Source organism: Achromobacter xylosoxidans A8 (assembly GCF_000165835.1).
GTDB lineage: Bacteria > Pseudomonadota > Gammaproteobacteria > Burkholderiales > Burkholderiaceae_B > Achromobacter > Achromobacter xylosoxidans_B.
In genome coordinates this window covers 1776066-1802986 of the sequence record NC_014640.1, presented here as the reverse complement: position 1 = coordinate 1802986, position 26921 = coordinate 1776066, and the positions used below count along the sequence as shown (strand labels likewise).

General features: G+C 67.1%; 22 protein-coding genes. 10 read left to right on the top strand and 12 right to left on the bottom strand.

Annotated elements, in window-relative coordinates:
- Nucleotides 1–7 precede the first annotated feature (7 nt).
- The 4 genes from AXYL_RS08390 to AXYL_RS08375 all read left to right on the top strand — a co-directional run bounded on the left by AXYL_RS08390 (nt 8) and on the right by AXYL_RS08375 (nt 6761).
- Complete coding sequence (locus tag AXYL_RS08390) at nt 8–2221, top strand: cellulose biosynthesis cyclic di-GMP-binding regulatory protein BcsB (protein WP_013392366.1); 2214 nt, start codon at nt 8–10, stop codon at nt 2219–2221.
- 12 nt (nt 2222–2233) lie between these two features.
- Nucleotides 2234–3937 (top strand): glycosyl transferase family protein, encoded by a 1704-nt coding sequence (locus tag AXYL_RS08385; RefSeq protein WP_013392365.1) that lies wholly within the window; start codon nt 2234–2236, stop codon nt 3935–3937.
- On the top strand, nt 3934–6261 hold the full coding sequence (locus AXYL_RS08380) for an NfrA family protein (RefSeq protein ID WP_013392364.1): 2328 nt from the start codon (nt 3934–3936) through the stop codon (nt 6259–6261). Before AXYL_RS08385 ends, AXYL_RS08380 begins: the two co-directional genes overlap by 4 nt.
- 137 nt (nt 6262–6398) lie before the next feature.
- A complete protein-coding gene (locus AXYL_RS08375; RefSeq protein WP_013392363.1) occupies nt 6399–6761 on the top strand; it encodes a hypothetical protein in 363 nt (120 codons plus the stop codon).
- A 31-nt stretch (nt 6762–6792) separates the two neighbouring features.
- Here AXYL_RS08375 and AXYL_RS08370 read toward each other — a convergent pair whose 3' ends face one another.
- The 4 genes from AXYL_RS08370 to AXYL_RS08355 all read right to left on the bottom strand — a co-directional run bounded on the left by AXYL_RS08370 (nt 6793) and on the right by AXYL_RS08355 (nt 10400).
- Nucleotides 6793–7773, bottom strand: a complete 981-nt coding sequence (locus tag AXYL_RS08370; RefSeq protein WP_013392362.1) for a DUF4434 domain-containing protein — start codon at nt 7771–7773, stop codon at nt 6793–6795.
- 20 nt (nt 7774–7793) lie between these two features.
- Complete coding sequence (locus tag AXYL_RS08365; protein ID WP_041652833.1) at nt 7794–8210, bottom strand: YidB family protein; 417 nt, start codon at nt 8208–8210, stop codon at nt 7794–7796.
- A 111-nt stretch (nt 8211–8321) separates the two neighbouring features.
- On the bottom strand, nt 8322–9551 hold the full coding sequence (locus tag AXYL_RS08360; RefSeq protein WP_413772870.1) for a lytic murein transglycosylase: 1230 nt from the start codon (nt 9549–9551) through the stop codon (nt 8322–8324).
- 27 nt (nt 9552–9578) lie between these two features.
- A complete protein-coding gene (locus AXYL_RS08355; RefSeq protein WP_013392359.1) occupies nt 9579–10400 on the bottom strand; it encodes a ferritin-like domain-containing protein in 822 nt (273 codons plus the stop codon).
- Between the two features lie 98 nt (nt 10401–10498).
- Between AXYL_RS08355 and AXYL_RS08350 the strand changes: the two genes are divergently transcribed.
- Nucleotides 10499–11635, top strand: a complete 1137-nt coding sequence (locus AXYL_RS08350; protein ID WP_013392358.1) for a GNAT family N-acetyltransferase — start codon at nt 10499–10501, stop codon at nt 11633–11635.
- Between the two features lie 41 nt (nt 11636–11676).
- Here the strand turns inward: AXYL_RS08350 and AXYL_RS08345 are convergent, their stop codons facing one another.
- Together AXYL_RS08345 and AXYL_RS08340 are read right to left on the bottom strand one after the other, a co-directional pair.
- Complete coding sequence (locus AXYL_RS08345; RefSeq protein ID WP_013392357.1) at nt 11677–12147, bottom strand: DUF1854 domain-containing protein; 471 nt, start codon at nt 12145–12147, stop codon at nt 11677–11679.
- A gap of 21 nt (nt 12148–12168) precedes the next feature.
- The gene (locus AXYL_RS08340; protein ID WP_013392356.1) at nt 12169–14454 is read right to left on the bottom strand and encodes an ABC transporter ATP-binding protein; all 2286 of its coding nucleotides are present in this window, start codon (nt 14452–14454) and stop codon (nt 12169–12171) included.
- A 262-nt stretch (nt 14455–14716) separates the two neighbouring features.
- Between AXYL_RS08340 and cphA (AXYL_RS08335) the strand changes: the two genes are divergently transcribed.
- The 5 genes from cphA (AXYL_RS08335) (at nt 14717) to AXYL_RS08315 (ending at nt 21367) form a co-directional block, all read left to right on the top strand.
- Nucleotides 14717–17332 carry a cyanophycin synthetase gene (gene cphA / locus AXYL_RS08335; protein ID WP_013392355.1) on the top strand — a complete coding sequence of 872 codons (2616 nt, stop codon included), beginning with the start codon at nt 14717–14719 and terminating at the stop codon, nt 17330–17332.
- A 61-nt stretch (nt 17333–17393) separates the two neighbouring features.
- Nucleotides 17394–19967, top strand: coding sequence for a cyanophycin synthetase (cphA, locus tag AXYL_RS08330; RefSeq protein ID WP_013392354.1), 2574 nt, complete (start codon nt 17394–17396; stop codon nt 19965–19967).
- Between the two features lie 599 nt (nt 19968–20566).
- Nucleotides 20567–20767, top strand: a complete 201-nt coding sequence (locus AXYL_RS08325) for a CsbD family protein (RefSeq protein ID WP_013392353.1) — start codon at nt 20567–20569, stop codon at nt 20765–20767.
- Nucleotides 20768–20794: 27 nt separating this feature from the next.
- On the top strand, nt 20795–20959 hold the full coding sequence (locus tag AXYL_RS34285; protein WP_006389411.1) for a DUF1328 domain-containing protein: 165 nt from the start codon (nt 20795–20797) through the stop codon (nt 20957–20959).
- Between the two features lie 69 nt (nt 20960–21028).
- Nucleotides 21029–21367, top strand: a complete 339-nt coding sequence (locus AXYL_RS08315; RefSeq protein ID WP_013392352.1) for a BON domain-containing protein — start codon at nt 21029–21031, stop codon at nt 21365–21367.
- 112 nt (nt 21368–21479) lie between these two features.
- Here AXYL_RS08315 and AXYL_RS08310 read toward each other — a convergent pair whose 3' ends face one another.
- From AXYL_RS08310 to AXYL_RS08285, 6 genes are all read right to left on the bottom strand, one after another.
- Nucleotides 21480–22352: a PhzF family phenazine biosynthesis protein gene (locus AXYL_RS08310; RefSeq protein ID WP_013392351.1), complete on the bottom strand. Its 873-nt coding sequence runs from the start codon at nt 22350–22352 to the stop codon at nt 21480–21482.
- Nucleotides 22353–22431: 79 nt separating this feature from the next.
- Nucleotides 22432–23829 (bottom strand): 4Fe-4S binding protein, encoded by a 1398-nt coding sequence (locus AXYL_RS08305; protein WP_013392350.1) that lies wholly within the window; start codon nt 23827–23829, stop codon nt 22432–22434.
- Nucleotides 23830–23868: 39 nt separating this feature from the next.
- The gene (locus tag AXYL_RS08300; RefSeq protein WP_013392349.1) at nt 23869–24720 is read right to left on the bottom strand and encodes an FTR1 family iron permease; all 852 of its coding nucleotides are present in this window, start codon (nt 24718–24720) and stop codon (nt 23869–23871) included.
- A 13-nt stretch (nt 24721–24733) separates the two neighbouring features.
- Complete coding sequence (locus AXYL_RS08295) at nt 24734–25087, bottom strand: cupredoxin domain-containing protein (RefSeq protein WP_013392348.1); 354 nt, start codon at nt 25085–25087, stop codon at nt 24734–24736.
- Nucleotides 25088–25089: 2 nt separating this feature from the next.
- Nucleotides 25090–25626, bottom strand: a complete 537-nt coding sequence (locus AXYL_RS08290) for an iron transporter (protein WP_013392347.1) — start codon at nt 25624–25626, stop codon at nt 25090–25092.
- 166 nt (nt 25627–25792) lie between these two features.
- Nucleotides 25793–26863 (bottom strand): linear amide C-N hydrolase, encoded by a 1071-nt coding sequence (locus AXYL_RS08285; RefSeq protein ID WP_013392346.1) that lies wholly within the window; start codon nt 26861–26863, stop codon nt 25793–25795.
- Between the last annotated feature and the right edge of the window lie 58 nt (nt 26864–26921).

The following is a 26921-nucleotide window of genomic DNA, read 5'->3' as shown; positions in this document are numbered from 1 at the left end:
AGCCTCCATGCCCCATGCCCCGCATTCCCATGCCGCCCGCACCCTTTGCCGCGCCCTGATCGCCGCCGGGTTGCTGCTCCCCTTGGGAGCGATGGCCAGTCCCGCGGGCGACGCCTTGCGGCGCTTGCTGGGCGACGACTGGGTCACGCGCGACACCAGCCTGGAGGATCTGGGCATCCGCGAGCCCGTGGTGCTGAGCAATAGCGACGCGCGCCAGGAGTTCTACCTGCCGGTCCCCCGCGGCGTGCCGATAGCCGATGCCACGCTGGACTTCGACGCGCGCTACATCAAGGGCGAACCAGGCCGCGCCAGCATGGTGCTGTGGGTGGACGGCGTGCCGCAGACCGCGCAGCGCATCGCCGACGGCGAGGGATCGGCCACGCGCAAGCTGAACGTGGAGCAGCGCGTGCGCGACACGGGCTTCGTGCGCCTGGCGGTGGACTGGCAATCGGAGATCGCGCAGCGCCAGTGCGAGAGCAACCGCGCCACCGCCAACGCCCTGATGATTTCGCCGCGCACACGCCTGAGCTACCGCTACGACGCCTCGGCCATCGGCAGCCTGGACGAGGCCTGGAGCACCCTGCCCGGCAAGCCCGTGCTGATGGTGGCGGGCGCCAAGCTCGACCAGCAGGCGTTCGACAGCGCCTGGCGCATGGGCGTGGCGATGGAGCGCAGCGGCAAGCGGGTCGCGGTGCACGCCTTCCCAACTGTGGGCGACGAGATCGACACCCACGGCCTGCAGGCGCCGAACGGACTTGGGCAGGTGCCTGCGTTCGCGGCCCTGGCGGGCAATGACAAGCACAAGCTGGCCAGCCCCGCCGAGATCGGCGCGCTGCTGGTCATGGGCGCCCCCGCGGTCAGCGGCGACGTGGTGATCGCGGACGCCGCGCTGCGCGCCCGCTACAGCGAGGCGCTGGACGCCTTGCAGGCGCAATTGGCGCAGGACGCCGACGCCGCGGAGGCCTTCAAGGCATGGCGCCAGCGGCGCATGCCGCTGGCCGGCCAGGACCTGCCATCCAAGGAGATCCGCCTGGCGCCGCTGGGCCGGCAGGCGGTGATCGCGGTGGCCGCCAATGCCGGCGCGCAGGGCGCGGGCGCCTTCGACACGGCCTGGCGCCGCATCCTGGTTACGCGCCAGGCGCAAGTCAAGGCGGCCGAGCCGCCGCAAGCCTCGGCCACGGAAGGCATGCGCCTGACGGCGCTGGGCGGATCGTCCGCCAGCTTCGACGTGGTCGCGCGCGGCGACTGGAACGCCACGTTCGCGCTGGCCGCCGTTTCCGCGGACGGCAGCATGCCGGACGAACTGGTCATGGACCTGGCCGCCGCGCCCGGCGCCTCCGCCACGCGCCCGGTCGCCTCGGTGTTCTGGAACGGCATTCTGCTGGCCGCCAAACAGATGGACGCCGACGGCCATCCCGAGCGCCTCACGGCGCGCGTGCCCGGCTACGCCCTGGGCCTGAACAACGCGGTGCGCGTCACCTTCCAGCGCCAGCCGGTATCGGTGGATTGCAACGAAATCCCGCAAGGCTATCCGGTGAACGTGCTGCCCACCAGCTACGTGAAGCCGGGCCGCGCGCAGCCCGATGGCACCTTCGTGGGGCTGCTGCCGCTGCTGGCCGGCAGTCCTCAGCTGCTGGTCCCCGACACCTATCTGGCCGACGCGCCCGCCAGCCTGCAACGCGTCATCGGCATCGCCACGGCCAGCGGCCTGTCGGCCACGCGCGCGGCGCTGTCGCTCACGCCGGCGGGCCAGACGGCCAAGCCCGGCGGCCCATTCGTCGCGATGGAAGTCGCCGTGGACGGCGCCAAGCCCATGGTCAAGGTCACGGACCGCAAGCAGCTGACGGTGGACGGCAAGAGCGCGCCCTGGCTGGACATTTCCGGGCTGGACAACCTGAGCACGGCCGAAGTGGTGCGCGCCGGGGGCCAGGACGGCCTGCTGTGGCACACGCTGGGCCAGCGCCCGGCCATGCCGCAGACGCCCTTCGTGCTGAACCGCGGCAACATCGCCATCATCGGCGCGGCGGGGCCGCTGGCCTGGATCGACAGCGCCAACCCCGCCGCCGGCCAGCCGCCGGGCGCGGGCGCGAGCGCCTTCTTCGAGTGGCGCAACTACCTGTCGTGGAGCGTGCCGGCCCTGAGCGTGGGCCTGTTGATCCTGCTCCTGATCCTGATCGCCGCCTTGCGCGTCAGCCGCAGGAAGAACAAGGACAGCAAGTAATCCGGAGACGCCATGTCCTCGCTTTACTGGCCCTACCTCATCGCCGACTACTACCGCGGCCTGGAGATCGTGACGGCGGTGGTCGGCGTCATCATCCTGCTGTCCAGCCTGGATGACCTGTTCATCGACGGCTGGTTCTGGCTGCGCGAACTGCGCCGCGGACTGACGGTCAAGCGCCAGTATGCGGCGCTGACCGCGGAACAGCTGCGCGCCAAGCAGGAACAGCCGCTGGCGATCATGGTGCCTGCCTGGCTGGAGTACGACGTGATCGCCCCCATGCTGGAAAACATGGTGTCGACGCTGGAATACAAGAACTACACGATCTTCGCCGGCACCTACCAGAACGACGAACGCACCATCAAGGAAGTAGAGCGCATGCGGCGCCGCTACCGCCAGCTGATACGCGTGGAAGTGCCGCACGACGGACCGACCTGCAAGGCCGACTGCCTGAACTGGATCGTGCAGGCCATCTTCGCGCAGAACGCGCTGCAGCCCGAGCCCTTTGCCGGCGTGATCCTGCACGACAGCGAAGACGTGCTGCACCCGCTGGAACTGAAGTACTACAACTACCTGCTGCCGCGCATCGACTTCATCCAGTTGCCGGTGACCTCGCTGGAACGGGAATGGCACGAGCTGGTCGCCGGCACCTACATGGACGAATTCGCCGAGTGGCACACCAAGGACCTGGTGGTGCGCGAAAGCCTGTCCAGGATGGTGCCGTCCGCAGGCGTGGGCACCTGCTTCTCGCGCCATGCCTTGGAGGTGCTGGCGGCGGAGACGAACAACCAGCCCTTCAATACCGACACGCTGACCGAGGATTACGACATCGGCGCGCGGCTGGCCCAGCGCGGCATGCGCCAGATCTTCGGCAAGTTCGAGGTCGAGTACGTGACCCGCCGCCGCGCCTGGTTCGGCCTGGGGCGGGAGAAAGTCTCGGCCATCAAGATGCCGCTGGGGGTGCGCGAGTACTTCCCCAATACCTTCCGCACCGCTTACCGGCAAAAGGCCCGCTGGACGCTGGGCATCGGCCTGCAAGGCTGGCAGCAGGTGGGATGGACGGGATCGCTGGCGACCAAGTATCTGCTGTTCCGCGACCGCAAGGGCCTGTTCACCTCGTTCATCGCGATCCTGGCCTATCTGCTGCTGGCCAACTTCTTCCTCTTCTACCTGGCCGACCGTTTCGGCTGGTGGAAGGTCTACTACCCCTCGTACTTCCGCCCTGGCGGCTGGCTGGTGACGCTGATGTGGCTGAACGCGGGGGCGCTGCTGCTGCGCGTGGTGCAGCGCGCATACTTCGTCGGCCGCATGTACGGCTGGGAACATGCGCTGCTGTCCATGCCGCGCATGATCGTCGGCAACTTCATCAACGCCATGGCGGCGGCGCGGGCCTGGCGCCTGTTCATCGGCCACCTGATCACAGGCAAGCGGCTGGCCTGGGACAAGACCATGCATGACTTCCCGTCCACCGACCAGTTGGCGCAGCAACGCCAGCGCCTGGGCGACCTGCTGCTGTCCTGGCAGGCGATCGACCACCAGATGCTGGAACAGGCGCTGGAGATCCAGGCGCGCGAGAAGCGGCCGCTGGGCGAAATCCTGATGGAGCGGGGCTGGCTCGACGAAAAGACCTTGCATGAAGCGCTGTCGTTCCAGCAAGGCGCCCCGACGCAAACCGAGCACCCCGCGGACCCGCTATCGCACAGGCCCTCTCCTCCATGACCGTTATTTCCCGTTCGCTGGCTTTCACCGCCATGCTGCTGTGCACGGCGGCGGCTCCCGAAGCCGCCGCGCAACCTGGCGCCGCAGCCGAACGTCCGCTGGAAGGCGACGCCTACCAACTGGCCGACCAGGCCTACAAGCAGTACGACGCCGGCCATTACGAAACCGCCCAGGTCATGGCGGAAAACGCGATCCGCCTGCGGCCGGATGTGGCCCGCCTGCGTCTGCTGCTGGTGTACGCCCTGGAAAAACAGGGCAAGCGCCAGGAGGCCGCGCGCGCGGCCGACGCGGCCATCGCCGACGGTTTGGGCACGCCTGAGCTGCGCCTGGCCAAGGCCAACCTGCAGCGTCCGCCGGCCGTGGCAGCAACGCCCGCGCAACCCGCGGCGCAAACGCCGGCACAGGCACAGGTTCAGGCGCAAGCGTCGCCCCCCGTCCGCAAGCCCGCGCCGCAGACGCCGTACCAGCGCGCTTACCCCGTGGCGGCACGCGCCTATGCGGACTATGGACGCCAGGACTACGCAGCCGCCGCCGCGGGCGCCGAGCGCGCCTTCCGCGCCGTGCCCAGGCAGGGCGAATGGGCCTTGCTGTGGGTGGAATCGCTGGGCGCGCAGCAGCGCTACGAAGCCGCCAGCCAGGCCGTCGACACGGCGCTGGCGCTGGGCGCGCCCAACAAGGCCGCGCTGCAAGCCAGGCAACAGGCCTTCCAGAAACAGCTCGCCGCGAGCCAGGCGCCCGCCGCGCCAGCCCCGGGCAGCGTGGCCGCCACCGGCGCCTATGCCGCCTACGACAAGGGCGCGTACCAGGAAGCCATCGTCCTGGCCCGCCAGGCCGTGGCCGAAGCGCCCGACAACGAAAGCTACGCCCAGCTGTTGACGACCACGCTGGCCGCGGGCACCAAGGCCCAAGCCGCCGAAGCGGAAGCGCGCTTGAGCGACGCCATCGCCCGCCAGCCGGGCTCAGCCCAGTTGCTCGCGCAGCGCGGCTACGCGCGCCAGCGCCTGGGCCAGCCGGCAGGGGCGGTATCGGACTTCGCGGCGGCGCGTGCGACCGGCCAGGTGCCGCCGCGCCTGATCCTGGACCAGGCCTATGCGCAATCCGCGATGGGCGACAACCGCGCCGCCACCGACTCGCTCAAGCAGGCCATCGACATGGACGATGCCGGCCAACTGGGCCTGACGCCGCTGGAACGCTACAACACGCGCAGCGGCGTCGCCGCGCTGTCGCGCGAATGGGGCGGCTCGTTCTCGGCGTCGTACCGAGGCGCGCGTCCCGCCAGTTCCAGCCTGGGCGGCGCCGCCATCAACACCCCTGGCGACGTGGTATTCAGCACCGCTGAAATCTTCTGGCGTCCGCCGCAGCTGAACAACCGCTGGGGCATGCTGGAAGCCTATGCGCGCAGCTCCAACACGCTGTACGACAGCGGCAGCACCTACGAGTCGCGCAGGAACGTCGACCCCTGCACGGGCGCAAGCACGCCCGATGAACGCTCCAACGAAGAACGCTTCCGCAACAACAGCAGCTCCTCCGGCATCCCCAGCACCATAGGCGCGCTGGGCCTGCGCTATCTGCTGGCCGATACCGGCGTGACTTTCGGCATCGAACGCCGCTTCTTCCTGGGGTCCGCCACCCGCCAGGGCTACGCCTACCCGGAATCCAGCGCGGTGCAGTGCGCCGCGCAGCAAGCCTTCCACAACGCCTACCCCAATCTGCAGGACCAGAGCGCGGTCGCGCGCTACAAGCTCAACGGCAACGCCGGGGGCTGGATGTCCTACGTCACCTACGGCTATTACCAGGGCCGCGAACTACGCGTGGACGTGCCGAGCTGGCTCACCATCGAAGGCTATGCGCAAGCCGGCTACGCCTGGGACGACAACAGCGCCCGCTACACAGCTTACTCGGTGGATGCCAAGGGCCAGCGCCAGCAGGACCTGGGCAGTTCCTCGGGCCGCCTCAAGCGCGACCAGGCCTTCCTCTCCGGCGAGCTGCGCGTGGGCCGCAGTTTCCGCGCCACCAGCATCAGCGACAAGCTGGTGCTGTTTCCGTATGCAGTCATCGGCGCGGACTGGCTGTGGCAGAAGAGCGTGGCCAAACTCGACGACCTGCCCGGCTACGGCAGCGGGTCGGTGGTCCTGTCCGACCATGACACTTCGTGGTCGCTGGGCGTGGGCCCCGGTTTCAATGTGCGCTACTGGTTCCGCGAAGACCACTACAACGCGCCGCGCTCCTACCTGGACTTCGGCGTCCAGTACCGCACCAGCCTGGGCGGCGGCGAAAGCGACCGCGCCAAAGGCTGGTTCATGAACATGACGCTGTCGTACTGAGCGGCATCGCCGCGGATACACCCTATTACATCAGTTCATAAGCCTATAACAATGAATCGGGCATAGTGCTCCGCGCCACGCCGGCAGCGCGATCGCCGCGCGTGCAACCCTCATCCTTCACCGCGTTGGAGATTGAATTGCCGATTATCAAACAAGCCCGTATCGCCCTGGCCGCCGCCGCCCTGACCCTGGCCAGCGGCGCCGCTCTCGCCCAGCAGGCCATGCCCCCGGGCCAGATGCCCAACCTGGCTGCGCTGAGCGGCCAGATGCATGCCGCCGCCGAGTATTGCGGTGCCTACTCGGCCGCGCAGCTCGAACAGATGAAGCAGCAGCAGAAGACCGCGACCAGCGCCCAAGGCATGTCGGGCGCGGACTTCGACACCGCCTTCTCGCAGTCGTACGGCCAGGCCAAGACGCAGCTGGGCGCGCTGAGCGCGGCCGACAAGGAAAAGACCTGCGCGCAGCTCAAGGCCATAGCCGCGGCGCAACAACCGCGCTAGCCCTTCCCCTTCCGGCCTGCGTATCGGCCGCCTAGAGCGGCCACTCCCGCCGCAGACGTTCGGCCTCAGGCGTAGGCCCGATCAGCCAGGGATCCGCCGCAAAGGCGACCACGCTTTGCGCGCGGTAGCGCCGCGCGATGCGCAACTGGCGGCGCACGCGCGCGGCATCGGCGGAACGGGCATTGAACGTGGTGCCGTCCTGGCGTCCGGACGGCAGTTCCTCGAACAGTTCGACGATCAGGTCGAACGGCGCGCGCCGCGCCAGCAGCATGCGGTGCAAAGGTTCCAGCGCCTCATAGGCCGCCATGCCGGACACGCCTACCCCATCCTGCAGCATGGGCCTCAGCCTGGCGGCGTCCAACAGTCCGCTCCACAGGTCGGCCAGGCTCAGCGTTCCCGGCAGTTTGCTGTGATAGGTGGATATGGCCGGCGCGCGCCCGGTCTGTTGCGCGAGCGGATCGGACAGCTCGCGCAGCCACTGCACCAGGCGCGGCTGGCGGCCGGGCGCGGCCCAGCTGTGCTGCTCGATTTCATAAGGGATGTACCAGCCGCGGAACGCCGCAAGCCCGGTTGCGTCCGACGCCCGCGCATAGGCCAGCGCCTGCGCCTGCGCGGCCTGCAGAAAAGCGGCCAGCGCCGCGTCATCCGGATTGCCCAGTTGCCGCCACCAGCGCTCGTCGTAGGGCAGGCCCAGCTGCAGCCCCATGCCCAGGCGCTCCGCCTCGTCGAAGATCAGCGCCAGCGTGGGCGCGGGCAATTGCCAGGGCTGAGCCCCGCCGCTGGCCCCGACCCACTGGATGATGATCTCGCGGAATCCCAACGCGTGCATGGCGGCGATGCGCTCGCGCCAGGCCTGCGGACTCAATTCCAGGTGGCTGGGCCACAGTTGCCAGAAGGTGCTTGGCACCGACCAGGCCGGCGCGCAGGCGGGCAGGCTGGCGGCCAGCGCCGCCACGCCCAGGCCCTGCAACAGGCGCCGCCGGCCGGTGGAAGCAGGCGCTGACGCCTGCATGGGCTGCCTGGCGATAGGACTTAGCCTGCGCGGTTGCCGAAGATGCCCGACAAGGACGCCAGCAGGTCGGCCGGGTTGAATTGCTGCTCTCCCTGCACCTCGCCGTTGGGAGTGGCCTTGTCCACCAGCTGCGGCAGCAGCGAGGACAGCGAGCCGAGCACGGAATCCGTGTCCTGCCCGGTCTTGGCGGCCAGTTCGTTGACGACGCCGGGATCCAGCACCGAACCGAGCTGGTCGGCGCTGACAGGCATGTTCTGGCCGGTGCCCACCCACGAGGCCACGATCTCGTTCAAGCCGCCCTTCTGGAAGCTTGCGATCAGGCCGGACAGGCCGCCCGGGTACTTGTTCAGTTGCTCGATCAGCGCGGGCAGCAGCGAAGCCGAACCCCCTTGCTGACCGCCGCCGGCCATCGAGGCCAAGGTATCCAATAGGCTCATCATCGTGCTCCTGAAAAATCGGAGAATCAGTATAGGCCCATGCCCGCCGCCCTGCCTGTCATCTGATGGATGACACCCGGCATCTTTGCAAAGCTTGTCGATTGCGGCCGGTCAGTTTGCGCCCTTCCCTGCCTGCAAGGCTTGCAGCGACTTCAGGCCGGCGCGGCCGTCCGGCCGCAGGCCCAGCTCGCGCTGCACCGTCTGCAAAGCCTCGCGGGTGCGCTTGCCGATCATGCCATCGGGTTCGCCGATCTCATAGCCGCGGGCAATCAGCAGCCGTTGCAATTCGCGCCGCTGCGCCCGCGACAGGCCCGGGTCGTCGGTCGGCCAGGCTTGCGCCAGCGGCCCGCCGCCGCGCAGCCGGTCGGACAGGTGGGCGATGGCCAGGGCGTAGCTTTCGGCGGCGTTGTAGGAATACAGGGCGTCGAAATTGCGCGTAACCAGAAAGGCGGGACCGCCCCGGCCCGCCGGCAGCAGCAGGCCCGCCGGCGTGTCGCCCGCGGGCAGCGGCTGGCCGTCGGCCCGCGTGACCCCGCGCCCGGCCCAGTACGACATCGCGCGCTTGTTCTTGCGGCCCGCGCCCGAGGTATCCAGGCCCGCCGGCAGGCGGACTTCGTAGCCCCAATGCAGGGCGCTGTTCCAGCCCGCGCGCTTGAGGAAATTGGCCGTGGAGGCCAGCGCGTCCGGCACGCTATCGACCAGGTCGCGGCGGCCGTCGCCATCGAAATCCACCGCCAGGCGCAAGTAGGTCGAGGGCATGAACTGGGTCTGGCCGAAGGCGCCCGCCCACGAGCCGGTCAGACGCTCGGGCGCGATGTGCTCGTCCTGGATGATCTTCAGGGTGGCAAAGAATTCGCCGCGGAAATAGGCCTGGCGCCGGCCAAAGCAGGACAGCGTGGACAACGAAGTCAGCAGGGGCCGGCCGCCCAGGGTGCGGCCGTAGTTGCTCTCCACGCCCCAGACCGCGGCGATGGTGGCCGGGTCCACGCCGTAGCGCGACGCGGCGCGCTCCAGGTCGGACTGCCAGCGCGCCATCCCGGCCTGGCCGTCGGCCACGCGCTCGTCGTCGACCAGCGCCGCCATGTAGTCCCAGATCGGCGTCTTGAATTCCGGCTGGGCGTCCAGCAGATCCAGCACCGTCATGTCAGGCGCGAGCCCCGCGGTTTGTGTATCGAACGTGGCGCCCGACACGCCGGCCTTGAGCGCCGGGCCGCGCAATTGCGCCAGGCAGGCCGCGAACGCGTCGGCGGCGTAAGCCGTGGGCGCCACCAGTGAGATGAAAGCGCTGCCGGCCAGGGCGCAGCTCAGCGCGCGCAGCGGGCGGGTCCGCAAGGTCTTGATGGAGTTGTCGATGCTCATGTCGTCCAGTCAACCGGCCTGCAATGCGGCAAGCTCGGCGTCGTCGAATCCGGCGGCGCGGCGCGCCTCCAGGTTGAAGGGGCCGCGCAGGCGGGGCGCGTCGTAGCGCTGCGCCAGTTCGGCATAGCAGGCCACGGGATCCTGGCCCATCTGCGCGCACAGGTGCTTGTACCAATGATTGCCGATGGCCACGTGGCCGATCTCGTCGGCCAGGATGATGTCGACGATGGCCGCGCTGTCCGCGTCCCCCGCGCCCGCCAGCTTGGCGCGGATTGCGGGAGAGGCATCCAGGCCACGCGCTTCCAGCGTGCGCGGCACCAGCGCCAGGCGTGCCAGCAGGTCTGTCTGCGTGCGTTGCGCCATGTCCCACAGGCCGTTGTGCGCGGGGAAGTCGCCATAGGCGTGGCCCATGACGGCCAGGCGCTGCCTGAGCAGATCGAAGTGATAGGCCTCTTCGCGCGCCACCCGCAGCCAGTCGCGGTAGAAGGCTGGCGGCATGCCGGCGAAGCGCCAGATGATGTCCAGCGCCAGGTTGATGGCATTGAACTCGATGTGCGCCAACGCGTGCAGCAGCGCCGCGCGCCCTTCCTGCGTGGCCATGGAGCGCTGCTTGACCTGGGCCGGGGGCACCATCTGCGGCAACGGCGGGCGGCCCGGCAACCCGGCCGTGGGCGCGAACACCCGCCCGCAGTCCAGCACCGCCCCATCCGAAATGGCGCGCACCGCCACCAGCTTGTCCTGCCACGCCGTGGCGGCCAGGGCCGCCAGCGCCTGCCCGCGCAGGCAATCCTGAGCGTGCCCGGCCGCAGCGGGCGTCGTATTGCTGTCCATATGCTTCTCTGTGCGGGCGGCCTCAAGCCCGCCCGAAATCCCGTGAAAACGCTGGGGCCGCAGGCCTCGCGCATACCCGGAGACTTTATCATTCAGCCATGGATTCCCTGCGCTTGACCATAGAGACCGACCTGTCCCGCATCGACGCCCAGCAATGGGACGCGCTGGCGGGAGACCAGCCCTTCCTGCGCCATACGTTCCTGCGCGCGCTGCACGAAACCGGCTGCGCCACGCCCCAGACCGGATGGGCGCCGCATTACCTGGCGTTGTGGCGCGACGGCGCGCTGGCCGCGGCCGCACCGCTGTACCTGAAGTCGCATTCGCGCGGCGAGTATGTGTTCGACTACGCCTGGGCCGACGCCTTCCAGCGCCACGGGCTGCGCTACTACCCCAAGCTGCTCTCGGCCATTCCCTTCACGCCGGTGACCGGCCCCAGGCTGCTGGCAGGCAACGATGAAGACCGCGCCACGCTGGTGCGCGGGCTGGTCGCCTTCGCCGAAGAGATCAAGGTTTCCTCGCTGCACCTGCTGTTCCCGTCGGACATCGACATGCAGGCGCTGCGCGAAGCCGGCTTCATGATCCGCGAAAGCGTGCAGTTCCACTGGACCAATCCGGGATACGCGGACTTCGACGCCTTTCTGGCCACGATGAGCCACGACAAGCGCAAGAAGATCCGCCAGGACCGCAAGAAGGTCGCGGCTGCCGGACTCTCGTACCGCTGGCTGCGCGGCGCCGCGATCGGCGCGGCCGAGCTGGACTTCTTCTATGAATGCTATTGCCGCACCTACTTCAGCCATGGCAATCCGCCCTACCTGAGCCACGAATTCTTCCGCCGCGCGCAGCGCGAACAGGCCGAGGCCTTTGTGCTGATCCTGGCGGAGCGCGACGGCCAGCCGGTGGCGGCGGCGTTGAACCTCGCGGGCGGCGACGCGCTCTATGGCCGCTACTGGGGTGCGACCGAATACGTGCCGGGGCTGCACTTCGAGACTTGCTACATGCAGTCCATCGCCTATTGCATCGCCCATGGCATCGCGCGCTTCGAGGGCGGCGCGCAAGGCGAGCACAAGATGGCGCGCGGGCTGCTGCCCACGCCCACGTGGTCGGCGCATTGGGTCGCGCATCCCGGCTTCGCGGACGCGATCCAGAACTTCCTGGATGAGGAAACAGCGGCGGTAACGGACTATCTGGGAGAGCTGGAAAGCCACTCCCCGTTCAAGCGGCCGCGGGAAGTCTGAATCCAGGGCCCGCTCACGCCAAAAGGCGCCTTGCAAAGGCCCTAGAGGAAGCGGTCCAGCAGCTTGCGGCTGTGCTTGTCCAAGGACTGGATGTCACGCACCAGATAGAAAATGCCGTGGCTGTCGGCGATCAGCAGAGTCTGCGGACTCAGGCGGCGGATGTCCTCTTCGCCGCGCAGCGTGAACGAGGTCGGGCCGCGGTCGGTATCGACCTGCCAGGTGCTCGGGGTGGCGAAGGTGGAAACGCTGGCCAGCTTGCGGATCTCGGGCATGAACTCCCGGCTCGCCAGTTCCTCCTCGATCAGCGCGCGCTGCGGCGCCGGTACGTCGGACAGGTGTTCGATCCAGAGCAGTTCATGCCCATCCACCGTCACCAGCGACAAGCCGCGGCCCGGCTCGCTGATGGGAAAGGCGCGCACGGGCAGCACGCCTTCATGGGTTTCGCCACCGGCGGCCTGGAACTCCAGACGACCGAAGGCATTGCGGCGCAGCTGAAAAGACGGCAAGGTCATGGCGATAATTCCGGTTCCGCGTCAGGCCACGGCGGCCATGTCTTCGCTGCCCGACGCTTGCGCGTCGGCCTCGGCCTGACGCGCCTGCGCCTGGTACAGGCGATAGTAGGCGCCCTCACGGGCCATCAGTTCTTCGTGCGGCCCCTGCTCCACGATCTGGCCGCGGTCCAGCACCACCAGGCGGTCCGCCTTGCGCAAGGTGCTCAGACGGTGGGCGATGGCGATCGTGGTGCGGCCGCGCACCAGATTGTCCAGCGCCTTCTGGATTTCCTTTTCGGTGGTGGTGTCCACCGACGAGGTGGCCTCGTCCAGGATCAGGATGCGCGGATCGATCAGCAACGCGCGCGCGATCGAGATGCGCTGGCGTTCGCCGCCGGACAGGGCCTGGCCGCGCTCGCCGACCAGCGAGTCGTAGCCATGCGGCAACCGCAGGATGAATTCGTGCGCATGCGCGGCGCGCGCCGCGGCCACGATCTCGTCACGGGTAGCGTCCGGTTTGCCGTAGGCAATGTTCTCGGCAATGGTGCCGAAGAACAGGAACGGCTCCTGCAGCACCAGCCCGATATTGCGGCGGTAGTCCGCCACGCGCACCGAACGGATGTCGGCGCCATCCACCAGCACCGCCCCTTCGGATACGTCGTAGAAGCGGCAGATCAGGTTGATCAGGGTGCTCTTGCCCGAACCGCTGTGGCCCACCAGGCCGATCATTTCGCCCGGAGCGATGGTCAGGTTCAAGCCGCGGATGACCTGGCGGTTGCCGTAGCGGAAACCCACGTCGCGCAATTCGATGCGGCCGTTGATGTGCGGCAGCTTGGCCGGGTTCTGCGGTTCCGGCACGCTGGACACGTGGTCCAGGATGTCGAAGATGCGCTTGGCGCCGGCGGCCGCTTTCTGCGTGACCGAGACGATGCGACTCATCGAATCCAGGCGCATGTAGAAGCGCCCGATGTAGGCCAGGAAGGCAGCCAGCACGCCGACCGTGATCTGCTTCTGCGACACCTGCCAGATGCCGAAGATCCACACCACCAGCAGCCCCACTTCCGTAAGCAAAGTGACGGTGGGCGAGAACAGCGACCAGGTGGTGTTCACGCGGTCGTTGACTTCCAGGTTGCGGTTATTGGCTTCGCGGAAACGCGCCACCTCGCGCTTTTCCTGGGCGAACGCCTTGACCACGCGGATGCCCGGTATGGTGTCGGCCAGGACGTTGGTGATTTCCGACCAGATGCGGTCGACTTTTTCGAAACCATGGCGCAGGCGGTCGCGCACCGCGTGGATCATCCAGATGATGAACGGCAGCGGCACCAGCGTGACCAGCGCCAGCCACGGGTTAATGGACACCAGGATGACCGCGGTCATGACGATCATCAGGATGTCGTTGGCAAAATCCAGCAGGTGCAGCGACAGGAACACGCAGATGCGGTCAGTCTCGCTGCCGATGCGGGAGATCAGGTCGCCCGTGCGCTTGCCGCCGAAATACTCCAGCGACAGCTGTTGCAGGTGTTCATAAGTCGTGGTGCGCAGGTCGGCGCCGATGCGTTCGCTGACCCAGGCCAGGATATAGGTGCGGGCCCAGCCCAGGCCCCAGGCCAGGAACGCCGAGGCCAGCAGCCCGCCCAGGTAGAGGCGGACCTTGTCGTAGTCGATGGGCGCGCCGTTCTGAAACGGAATCAGCACGTCGTCCATCAGCGGCATGGTCAGGTAGGGCGGCACCAGGGTGGCGGCCGTGCCCAGCAGCGTCAGAACGAAACCTGCCAACAGCGGGCCGCGGTAAGGCCGGGCAAAGCGCCACAGGCGCAGCAGCGCCCAGGTGGACGACGGCGCCGCCTGCTCCTGGTTGCAGGTCGGGCATTCTTCCTCGCCCGCCGGGATGACGTTATTACAGATGGTGCAGGTGCGTTCCGCCAGTTCCTCGACCTGATGGCCGGACAAACGGATGGCCTGCTGGGTCTCGAATTGCGCCAGCAGGCGCAGCGCTTCCGGATTGCGCGCCAGCGTGAAACGCCAGACGCCCAGGCGGGAGTCGTCGTCGTGCAATTCCAGCAACGCGGCGCCGGCGTGGTCGGTCAGGCTGAGCTTTAATTGGGGGCCATATACCCAGGATTCCCAGCGCGGCTCGTCGGAATGGCGGGCCAGCAGCCGGCGATCGGTGGCGGCGATCAGCCCCGGGCGGAACTTCAGGCGCTGATCCAGGTCTATTTCAACCCAGGCCAACAAGGTTTCGCCATCCGCCAATTCGGTGCTGATTTCATCGCGCCAGCGGGCAGGAAAGGCTTCGGCAAGGCCGGAAAGCAGGTTTGGTTTTTTCATTGGAACGCATACCGGGCCAGGACTCTGCCCTACTAGGCGGCAACCGGTTCGCTACCAGGACTGGCGGCAAACGTGTCCCTTCCTTACAACATAACGATTTCACGCCTTGAAGGCGTCGTATAGTAGCAGCCGATTTTTCTAATTAGGAATATCTGGGATCCCCCACTCGTTGGCATTATTCTAAAGGCGCAACCCCAATAAATTCGCGGTCTTGCATAGGGGCGTCCGCGCGTGCCAACCTGCTTCTCTCGTAAATTAAAACATGAAAAAGAAAGACATTGAATTTCTCGATGTCGTGGCTTTGCGCGGCCCGAACATTTGGACGTACCGCCCGGTACTCGAAGCGTGGGTGGATATCGGCGAACTGGAGGACTACCCCTCCAACACCATTCCCGGCTTTTACGAACGCCTGACGGAATGGCTGCCGACCCTGATCGAACACCGTTGCAGCCCGGGAGTCCGGGGCGGCTTTCTGTCGCGCCTGAAGGAAGGCACCTGGCCTGGCCACATTCTTGAACATGTCACCCTGGAACTGCAGAACCTGGCCGGCTTGCGCGGCGGTTTCGGCAAGGCCCGGGAAACCTCCACCCGCGGCGTCTACAAGGTCGTGGTGCGCGCCTGGCAGGAACAGGTCACCCGCACCGCCCTGAACGAAGCCCGCGACCTGGTCATGGCCGCCATCGAAAACCGTCCCTTCGATGTGCCCGCCACCATCGCCAAGCTGCGCAGCCTGATCGACAAGCACTGTCTCGGCCCCAGCACCGCCTGCATCGTGGATGCCGCCGACGACCGCGACATTCCCTACATCCGCCTGTTCGAAGGCAACCTGGTGCAGTTCGGCTACGGCTCGGCCCAGCGCCGCATCTGGACCGCCGAGACCGACCGCACCAGCGCCATCGCCGAAGGCATTTCGCGCGACAAGGACCTGACCAAGGAACTGCTGTCGACCTGCGGCGTGCCGGTGCCCGAAGGCCGTCTGGTGCGCAGCGAGGACGACGCCTGGGAAGCCGCCGAGGACATCGGCCTGCCGGTGGTCGTGAAACCCTATGACGGCAACCACGGCCGCGGCGTCTTCACCAATCTGACGACGCGTGAGGAAGTGGTGTCGGCCTACCGCGTGGCCGTGGACGAGGGCAGCGGCGTCATCGTCGAGCGCTTCGTGCTGGGCAACGAGCACCGCCTGCTGGTCGTCGGCGACCGCATGGTGGCCGCCGCCGCCGGCGAACCGGCCTGGGTGACGGGCGACGGCAAGTCGACCATCACCGAACTCATCGACAGCCAGATCAATACCGACCCGCGCCGCGGCCGCACCGAGAACCACCCGCTGAACCCGGTGCGCCTCGATTCCGCCGCGCGGCTGGAAATCGCGCGCCAGGGCCTGACGGAAGACAGCGTTCCGCCCGAAGGCCAGCACGTGCTGGTGCAGCGCAGCGGCAACGTCGCCTTCGACGTCACCGACCGCGTGCATCCCAGCATCGCCGCCACCGTGACCCTGGCCGCGCGCATCGTGGGCCTGGACATCGCCGGCGTGGACCTGGTGGCCGAAGACATCTCCCGCCCGCTGGAAGAACAGCGCGGCGCCATCGTCGAAGTCAACGCCGGCCCCGGCCTGCTGATGCACCTGAAGCCGGCCGACGGCACGCCGCGTCCCGTGGGCCGCGCCATCGTCGACCATCTGTTCCCGGAAGGCGATGCGGGCCGCATCCCCATCGTCGGCGTAACCGGCACCAACGGCAAGACCGTGGTGGCGCGTCTGGTGGCCCGCCTGCTGAGCCTGTCCGGCAAGCGCACCGGCCTGGCCTGCAGCGAAGGCCTCTATCTGGACCGCCGCCAGGTGCAAAAGGGCGACCGCGCCGATTTCGCCTCGGGCACGCGCCTGCTGATGAACCGCAACCTGGACGCCGCCGTCATCGAGAACGACAGCGGCGTGATCCTGGGCCAGGGCCTGGCCTATGACCGCTGCCAGGTGGGCGTGGTCACCAACATCGACGACGCCGACCATCTCGGCGACTTCGACATCAACGAAACGGAGCGCATGTTCAATGTGTTCCGCACGCAGGTGGACGTGGTGCTGCCGGGCGGCGCCGCCGTGCTGAACGCGCGCGATCCGCGCGTGGTCGAAATGGCCGAACTGTCCGACGGCGCAGTCATCTTCTTCGGCATCGATCCCGCCCTGCCTGCCATCGCGGCCCATCTGCAGCAGGACGGCCGCGCCGTGTTCGTGCGCGACGGCGACATCGTGCTGGCGCAAGGCGGCCGCGAGGAACGCCTGGCCGCCGTGGCCGCGATCCCGCTGACCCATGGCGGACGCGTGGCCTTCCAGGTCGAAAACGTGCTGGCCGCGGTGGGCGCGGCCTGGGCGCTGGACATTCCCGTGGCGCTGATCCGCGCCGGCATCGAAACCTTCGATATCGACCAGGCCGATGCGCCCTGGCAGTTCACGCTGTTCGAACGCAACGGCAGCACCGTGGTGGTCGACGACGTGCACAACGCCTCGGCGCTGCGCCCCCTGATCGCCGCCATCGACCAGTTCCCCTCGACCACGCGCGCCGCCGTCTATTCGGCCGGCGCAGACCGCCGCGACGCGGACCTGATCGAACAGGGCAAGCTGCTGGGCGACGCCTTCGACCGCGTGGTGCTCTACGACGACCTGACCGTGCGCAGCAAGCGCCCGGAAGGCGAATCGCGCGCGCTGCTGCGCCAGGGCCTGGCGCAAGGCGCCCGCGTCAAGGACATCCAGGAAGAGCCCGACCACGGCAAGGCCATCCAGAGCCAGCTCGACGGCATCGCCGCGGGCGACTTCGTCTTGTTGCAGTCCGACGAGGCCTTCTCCGGCCCCACCATCGATCTGGTCCGCCGCTGGATTCAGCAATACTGACAATATCTGCGCGCGCCCTCGCACTAGCGGGGCGCGCGTGAGCTAGACAGGAATACCTGCCATGGAAGTTTCCCGTATCCGAGCACTGCGCGGCCCCAATCTGTGGAGCAAGAACACGGCGATCGAGGCCATCGTTTCCTGCGCCGACGCCGAATGCTCCATCGACAATCTGCCTGACTTCGAAGCGCGCCTGCGCGCGCGGCTGCCCCAGACCGGGCTGCTGCGTCCTGAAGGCCATCAGGGCGCGGTCTCCATCGCCCACGTGCTGCAGATCGTCGCGCTGACGATGCAGGCGCACGCCGGCTGCCCCGTCACGTTCGGCCGCACCGCCTCCACCATCGAGCCTGGCGTGTTCCAGGTGGTGGTCGAGTACAGCGAGGAAGAAGTCGGCATGCTGGCGATGGAACTGGCGCAAGTGCTGGTGCGCGCCGCGCTGGACGACACGCCGTTCGATCTCGCCGATGCCTTGAAGCGCCTGCGCGAGCTGGACGAAGACGTACGCCTGGGGCCCAGCACCGGCTCCATCGTCAACGCCGCCACCGCCCGCAACATCCCCTACCGCCGCCTGACCCAAGGCAGCATGGTGCAGTTCGGCTGGGGCAGCAAGCAGCGCCGCATCCAGGCCGCCGAAACCGACCTGACCAGCGCCATCTCCGAGTCCATCGCACAGGACAAGGACCTGACCAAGATGCTGCTGGACTCGGCCGGCGTGCCGGTGCCCATGGGGCGCTCGGTCACCACCGCCGAGGAAGCCTGGGCCGCGGCCGAGGAACTGGGCGGCCCGGTCGTGGTCAAGCCGCGCGACGGCAGCCAGGGCCGCGGCGTGGCCGTCAACATCGAAACCCGCGAGCGCGTGATCCAGGCCTTTGAAGTGGCCGAGGAAATCAGCTCCGAGGTCATTGTCGAACGCTACATCCCGGGCCACGATTTCCGCCTGCTGGTGGTCGGCGGCGCGCTGGTCGCGGCCTCGCGCCGTGATCCGCCGCAGGTCACGGGCGACGGCGTGCAGACCATCCGCCAACTGGTGGACCAGGTCAACGCGGACCCGCTGCGCGGCGACGGCCACGCGACCTCGCTGACCAAGATCCGCTTCGACGACATCGCCCTGGCCACGCTCAGGAAGCAAGGCTTCGAGGCCGACTCCGTGCCGCCGTCCGGCACCCTGATCTTCCTGCGCAACAACGCCAACCTCAGCACCGGCGGCTCCGCCACCGATGTGACCGACGAGGTGCACCCCGAAATGGCTGCGCGCGCGGTGTCGGCGGCGCGCATGATCGGGCTGGACATCTGCGGCGTGGACGTGGTCGCGGAGAGCGTGCTCTACCCGCTTGAAGAGCAGAACGGCGGCGTGGTGGAAGTGAACGCCGCGCCCGGCCTGCGCATGCACCTGAACCCGTCCTTCGGCAAAGGCCGCGCCGTGGGCGAAGCCATCATCGCCAATATGTACGCGGACGGCGACGACGGCCGCATCCCGGTCGTGGCCGTGGCCGGCACCAATGGCAAGACCACCACGGTGCGCCTGACCGCCCACATCCTGGGCGCTGCCGGCAACCGCGTCGGCATGACCAACTCCGACGGCGTCTACGTCGACAACCTGCGCATCGACACCGGCGATTGCAGCGGCCCGCGCAGCGCCCGCAGCGTACTCATGCACCCGGACGTGGACGCGGCCGTGTTCGAAACCGCGCGCGGCGGCATCCTGCGCGAAGGCCTGGCCTTCGACCGCTGCAACGTGGCCATCGTCACCAACATCGGCATGGGCGACCACCTGGGCCTGGGCTACATCAGCACGGTCGAAGACCTGGCCGTGGTCAAGCGCGTGATCGTGCAGCACGTGCATCCCTCGGGCACCGCGGTGCTGAACGCGGCCGACCCCATCGTGGCCGAAATGGCCGCGAGCTGCCCGGGTTCTATCACCTACTTCGCCGAAGACCGCAATCATCCCGTGCTGGCCACGCACCGCGCGCAAGGCCTGCGCTGCGTGTATCGCGACGGCGACGCCATCGTGACCGCGCAGCAAGGCGCCGAAGAGACCCGCTACCCGCTGGCCGCCATTCCGCTCACGCGCAACGGCACCATCACCTTCCAGGTCGAAAACGCCATGGCCTCGATCGCCGCCGCCTGGGCGCTGGGCCTGGACACGGACATCATCCGCCGCGGCCTGGCCACCTTCGTCAACGACGCCCAGACCGCGCCCGGACGCTTCAACGTGTTCGACTACCGCGGCGCCACGGTGATCGCGGACTACGGCCATAACCCCGATGCCATCCTGGCCCTGGTGCGCGCGGTGGACGCCATGCCCGCCAAGCGCCGTTCCGTGGTCATCAGCGGCGCGGGCGACCGGCGCGACGAAGACATCCGCATGCAGACCGAGATCCTCGGCGACGCCTTCGACGACGTGCTGCTCTACCAGGACCAATGCCAGCGCGGCCGCGCCGACGGCGAGGTGCTGGCCCTGCTGCAGCAAGGCCTGGTCAACGCCAGCCGCAGCAAGCACGTCGAAGAGATCCACGGCGAGTTTCTCGCCATCGACACGGCGCTGGCGCGCCTGGGCGCCGGCGACCTGTGCCTGATCCTGGTCGACCAGGTGGAAGAGGCGCTGGATCACATCGCGCGCCGCATCGCGCAAGCCTGAGCCTTTTGCGGCTCTCGAAGTAAAAGCGGGGCGCCCTGAGGCGCCCCGTTTGCATATTGCGTCAGCGCGCGCCGGTCAACTGCTGGACGACGCCACGGGCGCGGCAGCCTGGTACCTGTCGGTCACGTGCGTGCATCCCATCGCCGCCATCGCGGCCAGCGTCAGCAAGATAGCGCTGCAAAGTCGTTGCGTCATGCGAGTTCCTCTTCCTTTTCTGCGGCCGAACGTGATTGCCGGTACCGCCAAGACTATACCGTCGCGCCCTTCCGTAAGCCAGCCGCGGACCGCGCAGGCTGCGCGCGCAGATCCGGTTACCAGGCCCGCTCAAAAGAGGACAAGACATTGCCGGAATGTAACTGCCACACCTAGTGCGGCTGCAACCTCTGCTCGCCGGAAACCACGCATTTTTGCGGACCAGCCGCCGTTACATTTACCCACAGCCAGGTTTGACGGCCATGCCGTGGACTCGTACGGTTAATGCATGGCCTGCACGAGATCTTTTAAATCGACAGGCCCTAGCTGATCAGTGTCCCACTCAACCGCGACAGCCCGGTTTACAGGCCGCAAACCGGATGCCGCTAGCAACAGGAGAGGTCACCATGAATAACGACATCATCGCTGGCAAGTGGAAGCAACTGGCAGGCAAGGCCAAGGCCGCCTGGGGCGAGCTCACCGACGACGAGCTGACCCGCACCGAAGGCAACGCCGAACGTCTGGCGGGCCTGATCCAGGAGCGTTACGGCAAGACCAAGGAACAGGCAGAGAAGGAAGTCCGCGACTTCTTCGACCGTAATCCTTGATCCGTCCAACCACCAGGAGAAGCTGACATGCTGCACTACGCCGTAGTTTTCTTCGTCATCGCCATCATCGCGGCTGTCCTGGGCTTCGGCGGCATCGCCGCCGGCGCTGCCGGTATCGCCAAGATCCTGTTCTTCGTCTTCCTGGTATTGGCGCTGCTGTCCATCCTCGGCGGCGCATTCCGCAAGAAATAGAACTCGCACCCAAGACTCTACGCAATCCCCGCGTCTCGACGCGCTGAACCACTAACAAGGAGCATGACTATGGAATTCCGCAAGCTGATCGCCGCCGCTGCACTGGGCACGGGCGCCGTCTTCACTTCCATGGCTTTTGCCGCCGACGACGGCAAGCCGAAACAGTCCGTGGGTGAGTACGCGTCCGACGCCACCGTGACCACCAAGGTCAAGGCCGCCATCGTGGCCGACAAGCAGCTGAGCGCGCTGGACATTGCCGTGGAAACCAATGCTGGCGTCACCAAGCTGACGGGTACCGTCGGCACCGCGGCCGAGGCCGATCACGCCGCCACCGTGGCGCGCGGCGTCGAAGGCGTCAAGCAGGTGATGAACAACATCAAGGTCGACCCGGCCAAGAACAAGAAGTAAGCCTCGGGGGCTCAAGCCCTTTCCTGAAATGCAGAGCGGCGCCTGTGTCGGACACAGGCGCCGCTTTGTTCATGGGCGTGCAGCAGGGCTCTGCCCTTTCCGCCTCTTGATTTCAGATATCGACCACGCCGCGGCCTATCTCCAGCGCGCGTCCGCCCACCTGGATCCGGCCATCGGCCTGGACGTCCAGCAGCAGGCGGCAGGGCCTGCCCATCTGGTCGCCCTGCTCCACCAGGATGCTGGCGGGCAAGGGACGCTTTTGATGCCGCAGCCAGCCGCCCAGATTGGCGCAGGCGGAACCCGTGCCGGCATCCTCGTTCACGCCGCCGCCCGCCTTGACGTAGAAGTAGCGCGCCACCACCACCTGCCTGCCGTCTTGTTGACGGCTGTCGTCAAAGGCAAAGGTGTACATGACCTTGCGGCCCAGGCTGTTGGCCTGCCAGCGGTCCAGCCGGGAAGCGTCGGGCGCAACGCGGCGCACGGCTTCCACGCTGGCCAGCGGCACCAGCAACTGGTCGGCGCCCGTGTCCATCCAGATCGGATCGCCCAACAGATCGTCGGCGTTCAGGCCCAGCAAACTGGCTATCTCGGTGCGTTCCCGCGCCGGCGCCGCGGTGCGCACGCCATCCGGGCACGGCGCGGTAAAGGTCCAGGCGTCGCCGCGCGCCGTCACCGGCACCACGCCGGCGGCGAACTCCAGCGTCAACTCATCGCCCGTCTGCCGCAAATCCCGCACGACCTGCGCGGTTCCGATCGTAGGATGGCCCGCGAACTTCATCTCGAAGCCCGGCGTAAAGATGCGCACCCGCGCCGCCGCCTTGTCGGACGGCAGGATGAAGGTGGTTTCGGACAGATTGAACTGCGCCGCCAGGTTCAGCATGGTGGCGTCGTCCATGCCGCGCGCGTCTTCGAACACGCATAGCTGGTTGCCGCTGAAGGTGGAGGAAGCGAAGACGTTGAGCAGGCGGAAAGCGTAGGAAGCCATGGCGGATGCGATAGTTGAAAGAATTGCGCCGGCCTCGGCCGGCGCAATGCCCCACTTTATCGCATGCCTCGGAGGCGGGCTACCAGACCGCGAAGAACAGCACCCAGGCCAGGCAGAACGGCGCCAGGCCGGCCGCCAGCACCAGCCAGGCCAGGCCTTTGCGCCAGGCGCTCGCCAGGCGCGGCTTCAGCAGCCGCGCAAACAGGCGCAGCGTCCACAGCACCGCCAGGCTCAGCAGCGTGAAGCGCACGGGTGCGGCCCAGGCGGCTTGCATCCCTTCGTGCTTGAGCAGATTGACCGTGGTGGCCGACAGGCCCAGGAACACGCCGATGCCGGCGGATGGGATCAGGGCCTGCGCCAGCTTGTGCAGGCCGGGACGGCCCCAGCGCGTCACGGGCTCGCCTGCCACAGGCGCGGCGGGCGCCAGTCGGTCGGCGATCCACAGCGACAGGAAGGAGGCGCCGCCGACACAGATCGTGGCGCCGACGACGAACATCAGGATGCCCGCGCCGTCCAGCCATGAGAAGCTGTCGTTCACTTCCGGGTAATGCGTCAGGATGAACCAGGGCGCGTTGTCCAGCAGCGGCCACATGATGTCGTGTTCGACCAGCCAGGTCGCGGCCCACTGCTTGGCGGTCACATACCAGGGGCTGGCGCTCCAGAGGAAGGCGCCGATCGCGATGCCCATCAGGCCGAAGCACAGCAGCGCCGTCTGCCACGGGTCGCCGTGGGTGACATGCACGATCTCTTCTTCGGGCGAACGCGGCGTCAGCTCGATTGCGCCGCGATAGCCGCTGCAGCGCCCACAGACATGGCAATCGCCCGCGCCCTTCATGTGGCGCAGCGGCACCAGCGGCGCACAGTTGATGGGTTCGATGCGGATGACCGGATGGCGCCACTTCTCTTCGTCGACCTTGAAGTGCCAGGGCGCCAGCTTGGCCAGCAGATTGAACACGCCGTTGACCGGGCACAGGTACTTGCACCACACGCGCTTGCTGCGGCCATAGCGCCAGCCAACGATCATGGCCGCCACGGTGGACCCGCCCAGCACCGCCAACACCGCCAGGGGATACTGGTACACGCTGACCAGTTGGCCGTACACGGTCGTGAGCGCGAACGCGACGAATGGCCAGCCGCCCCAACGCATCCATTTCGGGATCGCATGTCCCTGGCCGCGTTCGCTGGCCCATTCTGTCAGCATGCCCTCGGGACACAGCCAGCCGCACCAGGCCCGGCCCAGGATGGGCATGGAGATGAGCACGAACGGCCACCACACGCCCCAGAACGCGAACTGCGCGACGATGGTCAGGTTGTTGAACACCGAGGCCGCGTTGTCCGGCAAAGGCAGGATCGCGGGCACGATCAAAAGGAACGCGTACATCGCAACAATGCCCCACTGCAGCTTGCGCAACAGCGGGGCATGGTCACGGAGGAAGTCGGCGATACGGGAGGTCGCCCTCCCGAGTGCAGCTGCCATGGTCAAACCTTCAAATATTCAGTCCGGCAATAGTCGGGTTCAGGAAGCACTGCGAGCGGCGGTGGCAGCGCCTGCGGGCTTGCCTCCCACCCAGCGCAGCAGCGCCCACACGATGATCCAGTAAGCCACCCACAACAGCACCGAACTCAGCGCAGGCAGCGCGCGATAGCCGGCAAAATCGGCCAGGATCTTGCCCACGCCGGTGCTGTCGCTCAAGAGCCAGGAACTGTCCCAGACCGGATCGACGATGGTCGGCAGGACGTCCAGCGAAATCAGGTGATCCAGACCGCCCACCAGCAGCGATCCGGCCAGCAGCAACAACAGGATTTCAGTCACGCGGAAGAACCGGCGCCAGGTAATGAGCTTGCCGCCCAGTTGCAGCAGCCAGAACGTCAACAGCGCCACGACGAAACCGGTCGCGCCGGCCAGCGCCAGCATCAGCATGTCGCTGCCGCCCTCGCCCGCCGACACGGTGCCGTACAGGAATACGACGGTTTCGCTGCCTTCGCGCGCCACGGCGATCGCGACCAATATGAAGAGGCCCCACCAGTTGTCGCTGGCGACTGAAGCGCGGGCGCCGCTTTCGAGTTCGCCCTTGAGCGTGCGGCCGTGCTTCTTCATCCAGACGACCATCTGCACCACCAGCGTGCATGCGGCCAGCGACATGATGGCCTGGAACCATTCCTGGCCTTCGTCGCTGAGCCAGTTGGAAACGCCCAGCAGCACCAGCGCCAAGGCCACGGCCAGCGCCAGGCCCGCGGCAACGCCGCCCCACAGGTAGGTCAGGCCGCGCTTGCCCTCGGGCGTGGAGCGCAGCCAGGTGTACAGAATGCCCACCACCAGCATGGCTTCGACGCTTTCACGCCAGACGATAAAGAGGACCTGTTCCATATATTGCTACCGCTTATTCCTTGGGTTTGACGACCAAGGTGCCTTTCACGCTCTGGTGAAAGTCATCAAAAAAGGGATACTCGCCGGGACGGGAGATGGTGATGACCACGAAGGACTTCACGCCCGGCCCCAGGACTTTCTCCTTGCGCAGCGGAATGCTTTCGAATTCCACCGGCTCGTTGCTCTCGTTGATGAGCTCGATCTTGAAGCGGCCCGCCGGCACTTCCAGCGTGGCGGGCTCGAACGTGCCGTCCGGCTTGAACCTCAGCGTGAACGTGGGCAGTTCGTCCGCCTGCGCCGGCGCCCCGCCGGCCAGGCCGGCCAAGCCGATCAGCAATGCGGCGACAAGGCGTAGCAGGCTGCGCACGATCAGTAACCGCCCTTCTTGCCGGTGCCGGCGTAGACGAATTCATATTCCAGGTCGAAGGGTTCGAACCAGGGACCCACGCCGGTTTCCTTGTCGACGTGGCGGCCGAAGTGGCTCATCTTGTCCGCGGTCGGGGGCAGGATCGAGTACTTCAGCTTGTACTTGCCCGGGCCTTCCAGCTTGACGTTCTCGCCGTAGTGCGGGCCGTCGTTGGCGACCATCGGCATGAAGGTGCCCTTCTGCACGTTCTGGCTGCCGACCTTCTGGATTTCATACTTCACGACCAGGTAAGGCACCCACTCGCCTTCGGGGAAGCCCGTCTTGTTGCCGGCGGTGGCGTGGATGTCGGCTTCAAGGTGCACATCCGAATCCTTGGCCGGGCGCATCATCCCGGGGGGGTCCATTTCGATCGGCTGCAGGTACACCGCGCCGATTTCCATGCCGCCTTTTTCCACCGGTTTGCCGATGGGGTATTCGGCCGCGTTGGCGGCGGAAACGCTCAGGGCGACAATGGCCAGGGCCAAGGCTTTCTTGATCATGTGCATAATCCTTGAGACACGAATGAGACGACGGCTCGTAAAATACAAACAAGAACCGTTTTCATTAATGTAACCAAATCAACTGACAGAACCCTGAACCTGAAGCCAGGAAAATCAGCGGATCATTGCGTTTGATCAAGCGGTGCAAGAGGTCCGGTTCGCCCCTTCAGAGTCCGAGAAATTTGAATGGCGCCGACGGCTGGAAGGCGCGAGTGGCGTCGCCCGCGTAGGTGTGGCGCTGGTCCGGCCCCAGGTCCAGCTTCAGCACCTTGCCGCTTTCCGGACTGAAATCCACGGCCTTGAGATCCACCCAGAACGTATTGGGCGTCAGCGCCGATTCGAAGAAGTACAGCTTGCGCTGATGGTCGAAAACAGTACGCCAGCGGGTGGACGAAATATTGGGCTGCCCGGGCGTGCTGATGCCGTAGGGCACCGAGACATTGCGTATCACGCTGAAGACGCTGGCCAGCGCCTTGTTGGGATCAGGGTCCTTGGGAATGGCGTTGATATAGAACGATGCCCGCACGAAACGATCGGCCGCGCGGTTGGTGCCCGGCAGCATGGTGGTGCCGCCGATCTGTTGCCAGTAAGCGTCGAGTGCCAACTGCTGCTCGAATTGAGGCGAGTTGGTCATCACCTGGTAGTCGCGGCTGTGGTGGATCACCTGGCGTCCGCCGATGTATTCGATGATGGCACTGTCGCCGCTCGCGTCCGAGATCGACAGGTGCAGCGTCGTCAGGCGGTCCTCCCCCGGCACGTTGTCCGAGACGATGGTGTAGGGCTCCTGTTCCAGCGCCGCCACGGCCTCCTTGACGGTGGCGTAGTTGTCCAACACGTACTGCGCCCACGCGGCGATGGTCAGCCCGGGCTTGCTCCGCGCGTCGAACTGCGGATACTGCGATTCCGCCAGCCACAGCAGATTGGCGCTCAGGCCCGCTTCGTTCACGCCGTCCGTGGTGGAGACGTCATAGCCGGACGTGACCACGCTGCCGTAGCGCGAGGTCCAGCGCAGGGAATTCGGGCCGGCCTCGCCGCTGCGCGCCATGCCGCGAGGCAGCACCCACAGGTTGCTGGTGATGTCGTTCTTCCAGTCCATCGAACGAGCCGTGACCACTTGATCGCCGGCGCCGTGGAAGACCACGCGCGTGCAGGCCCAGGCGGCAGACGACGCGGACAGGACCGTCAGCCCGGCCAATGCGGTGCAGGCCAAGCGGGAAAACGCCTTGTTCAGTCTCATGCATGCGCTCCTGGGATTCTGTTCTTTCACATGCCGCGCGCCAGGGCCGGCGCGCGAG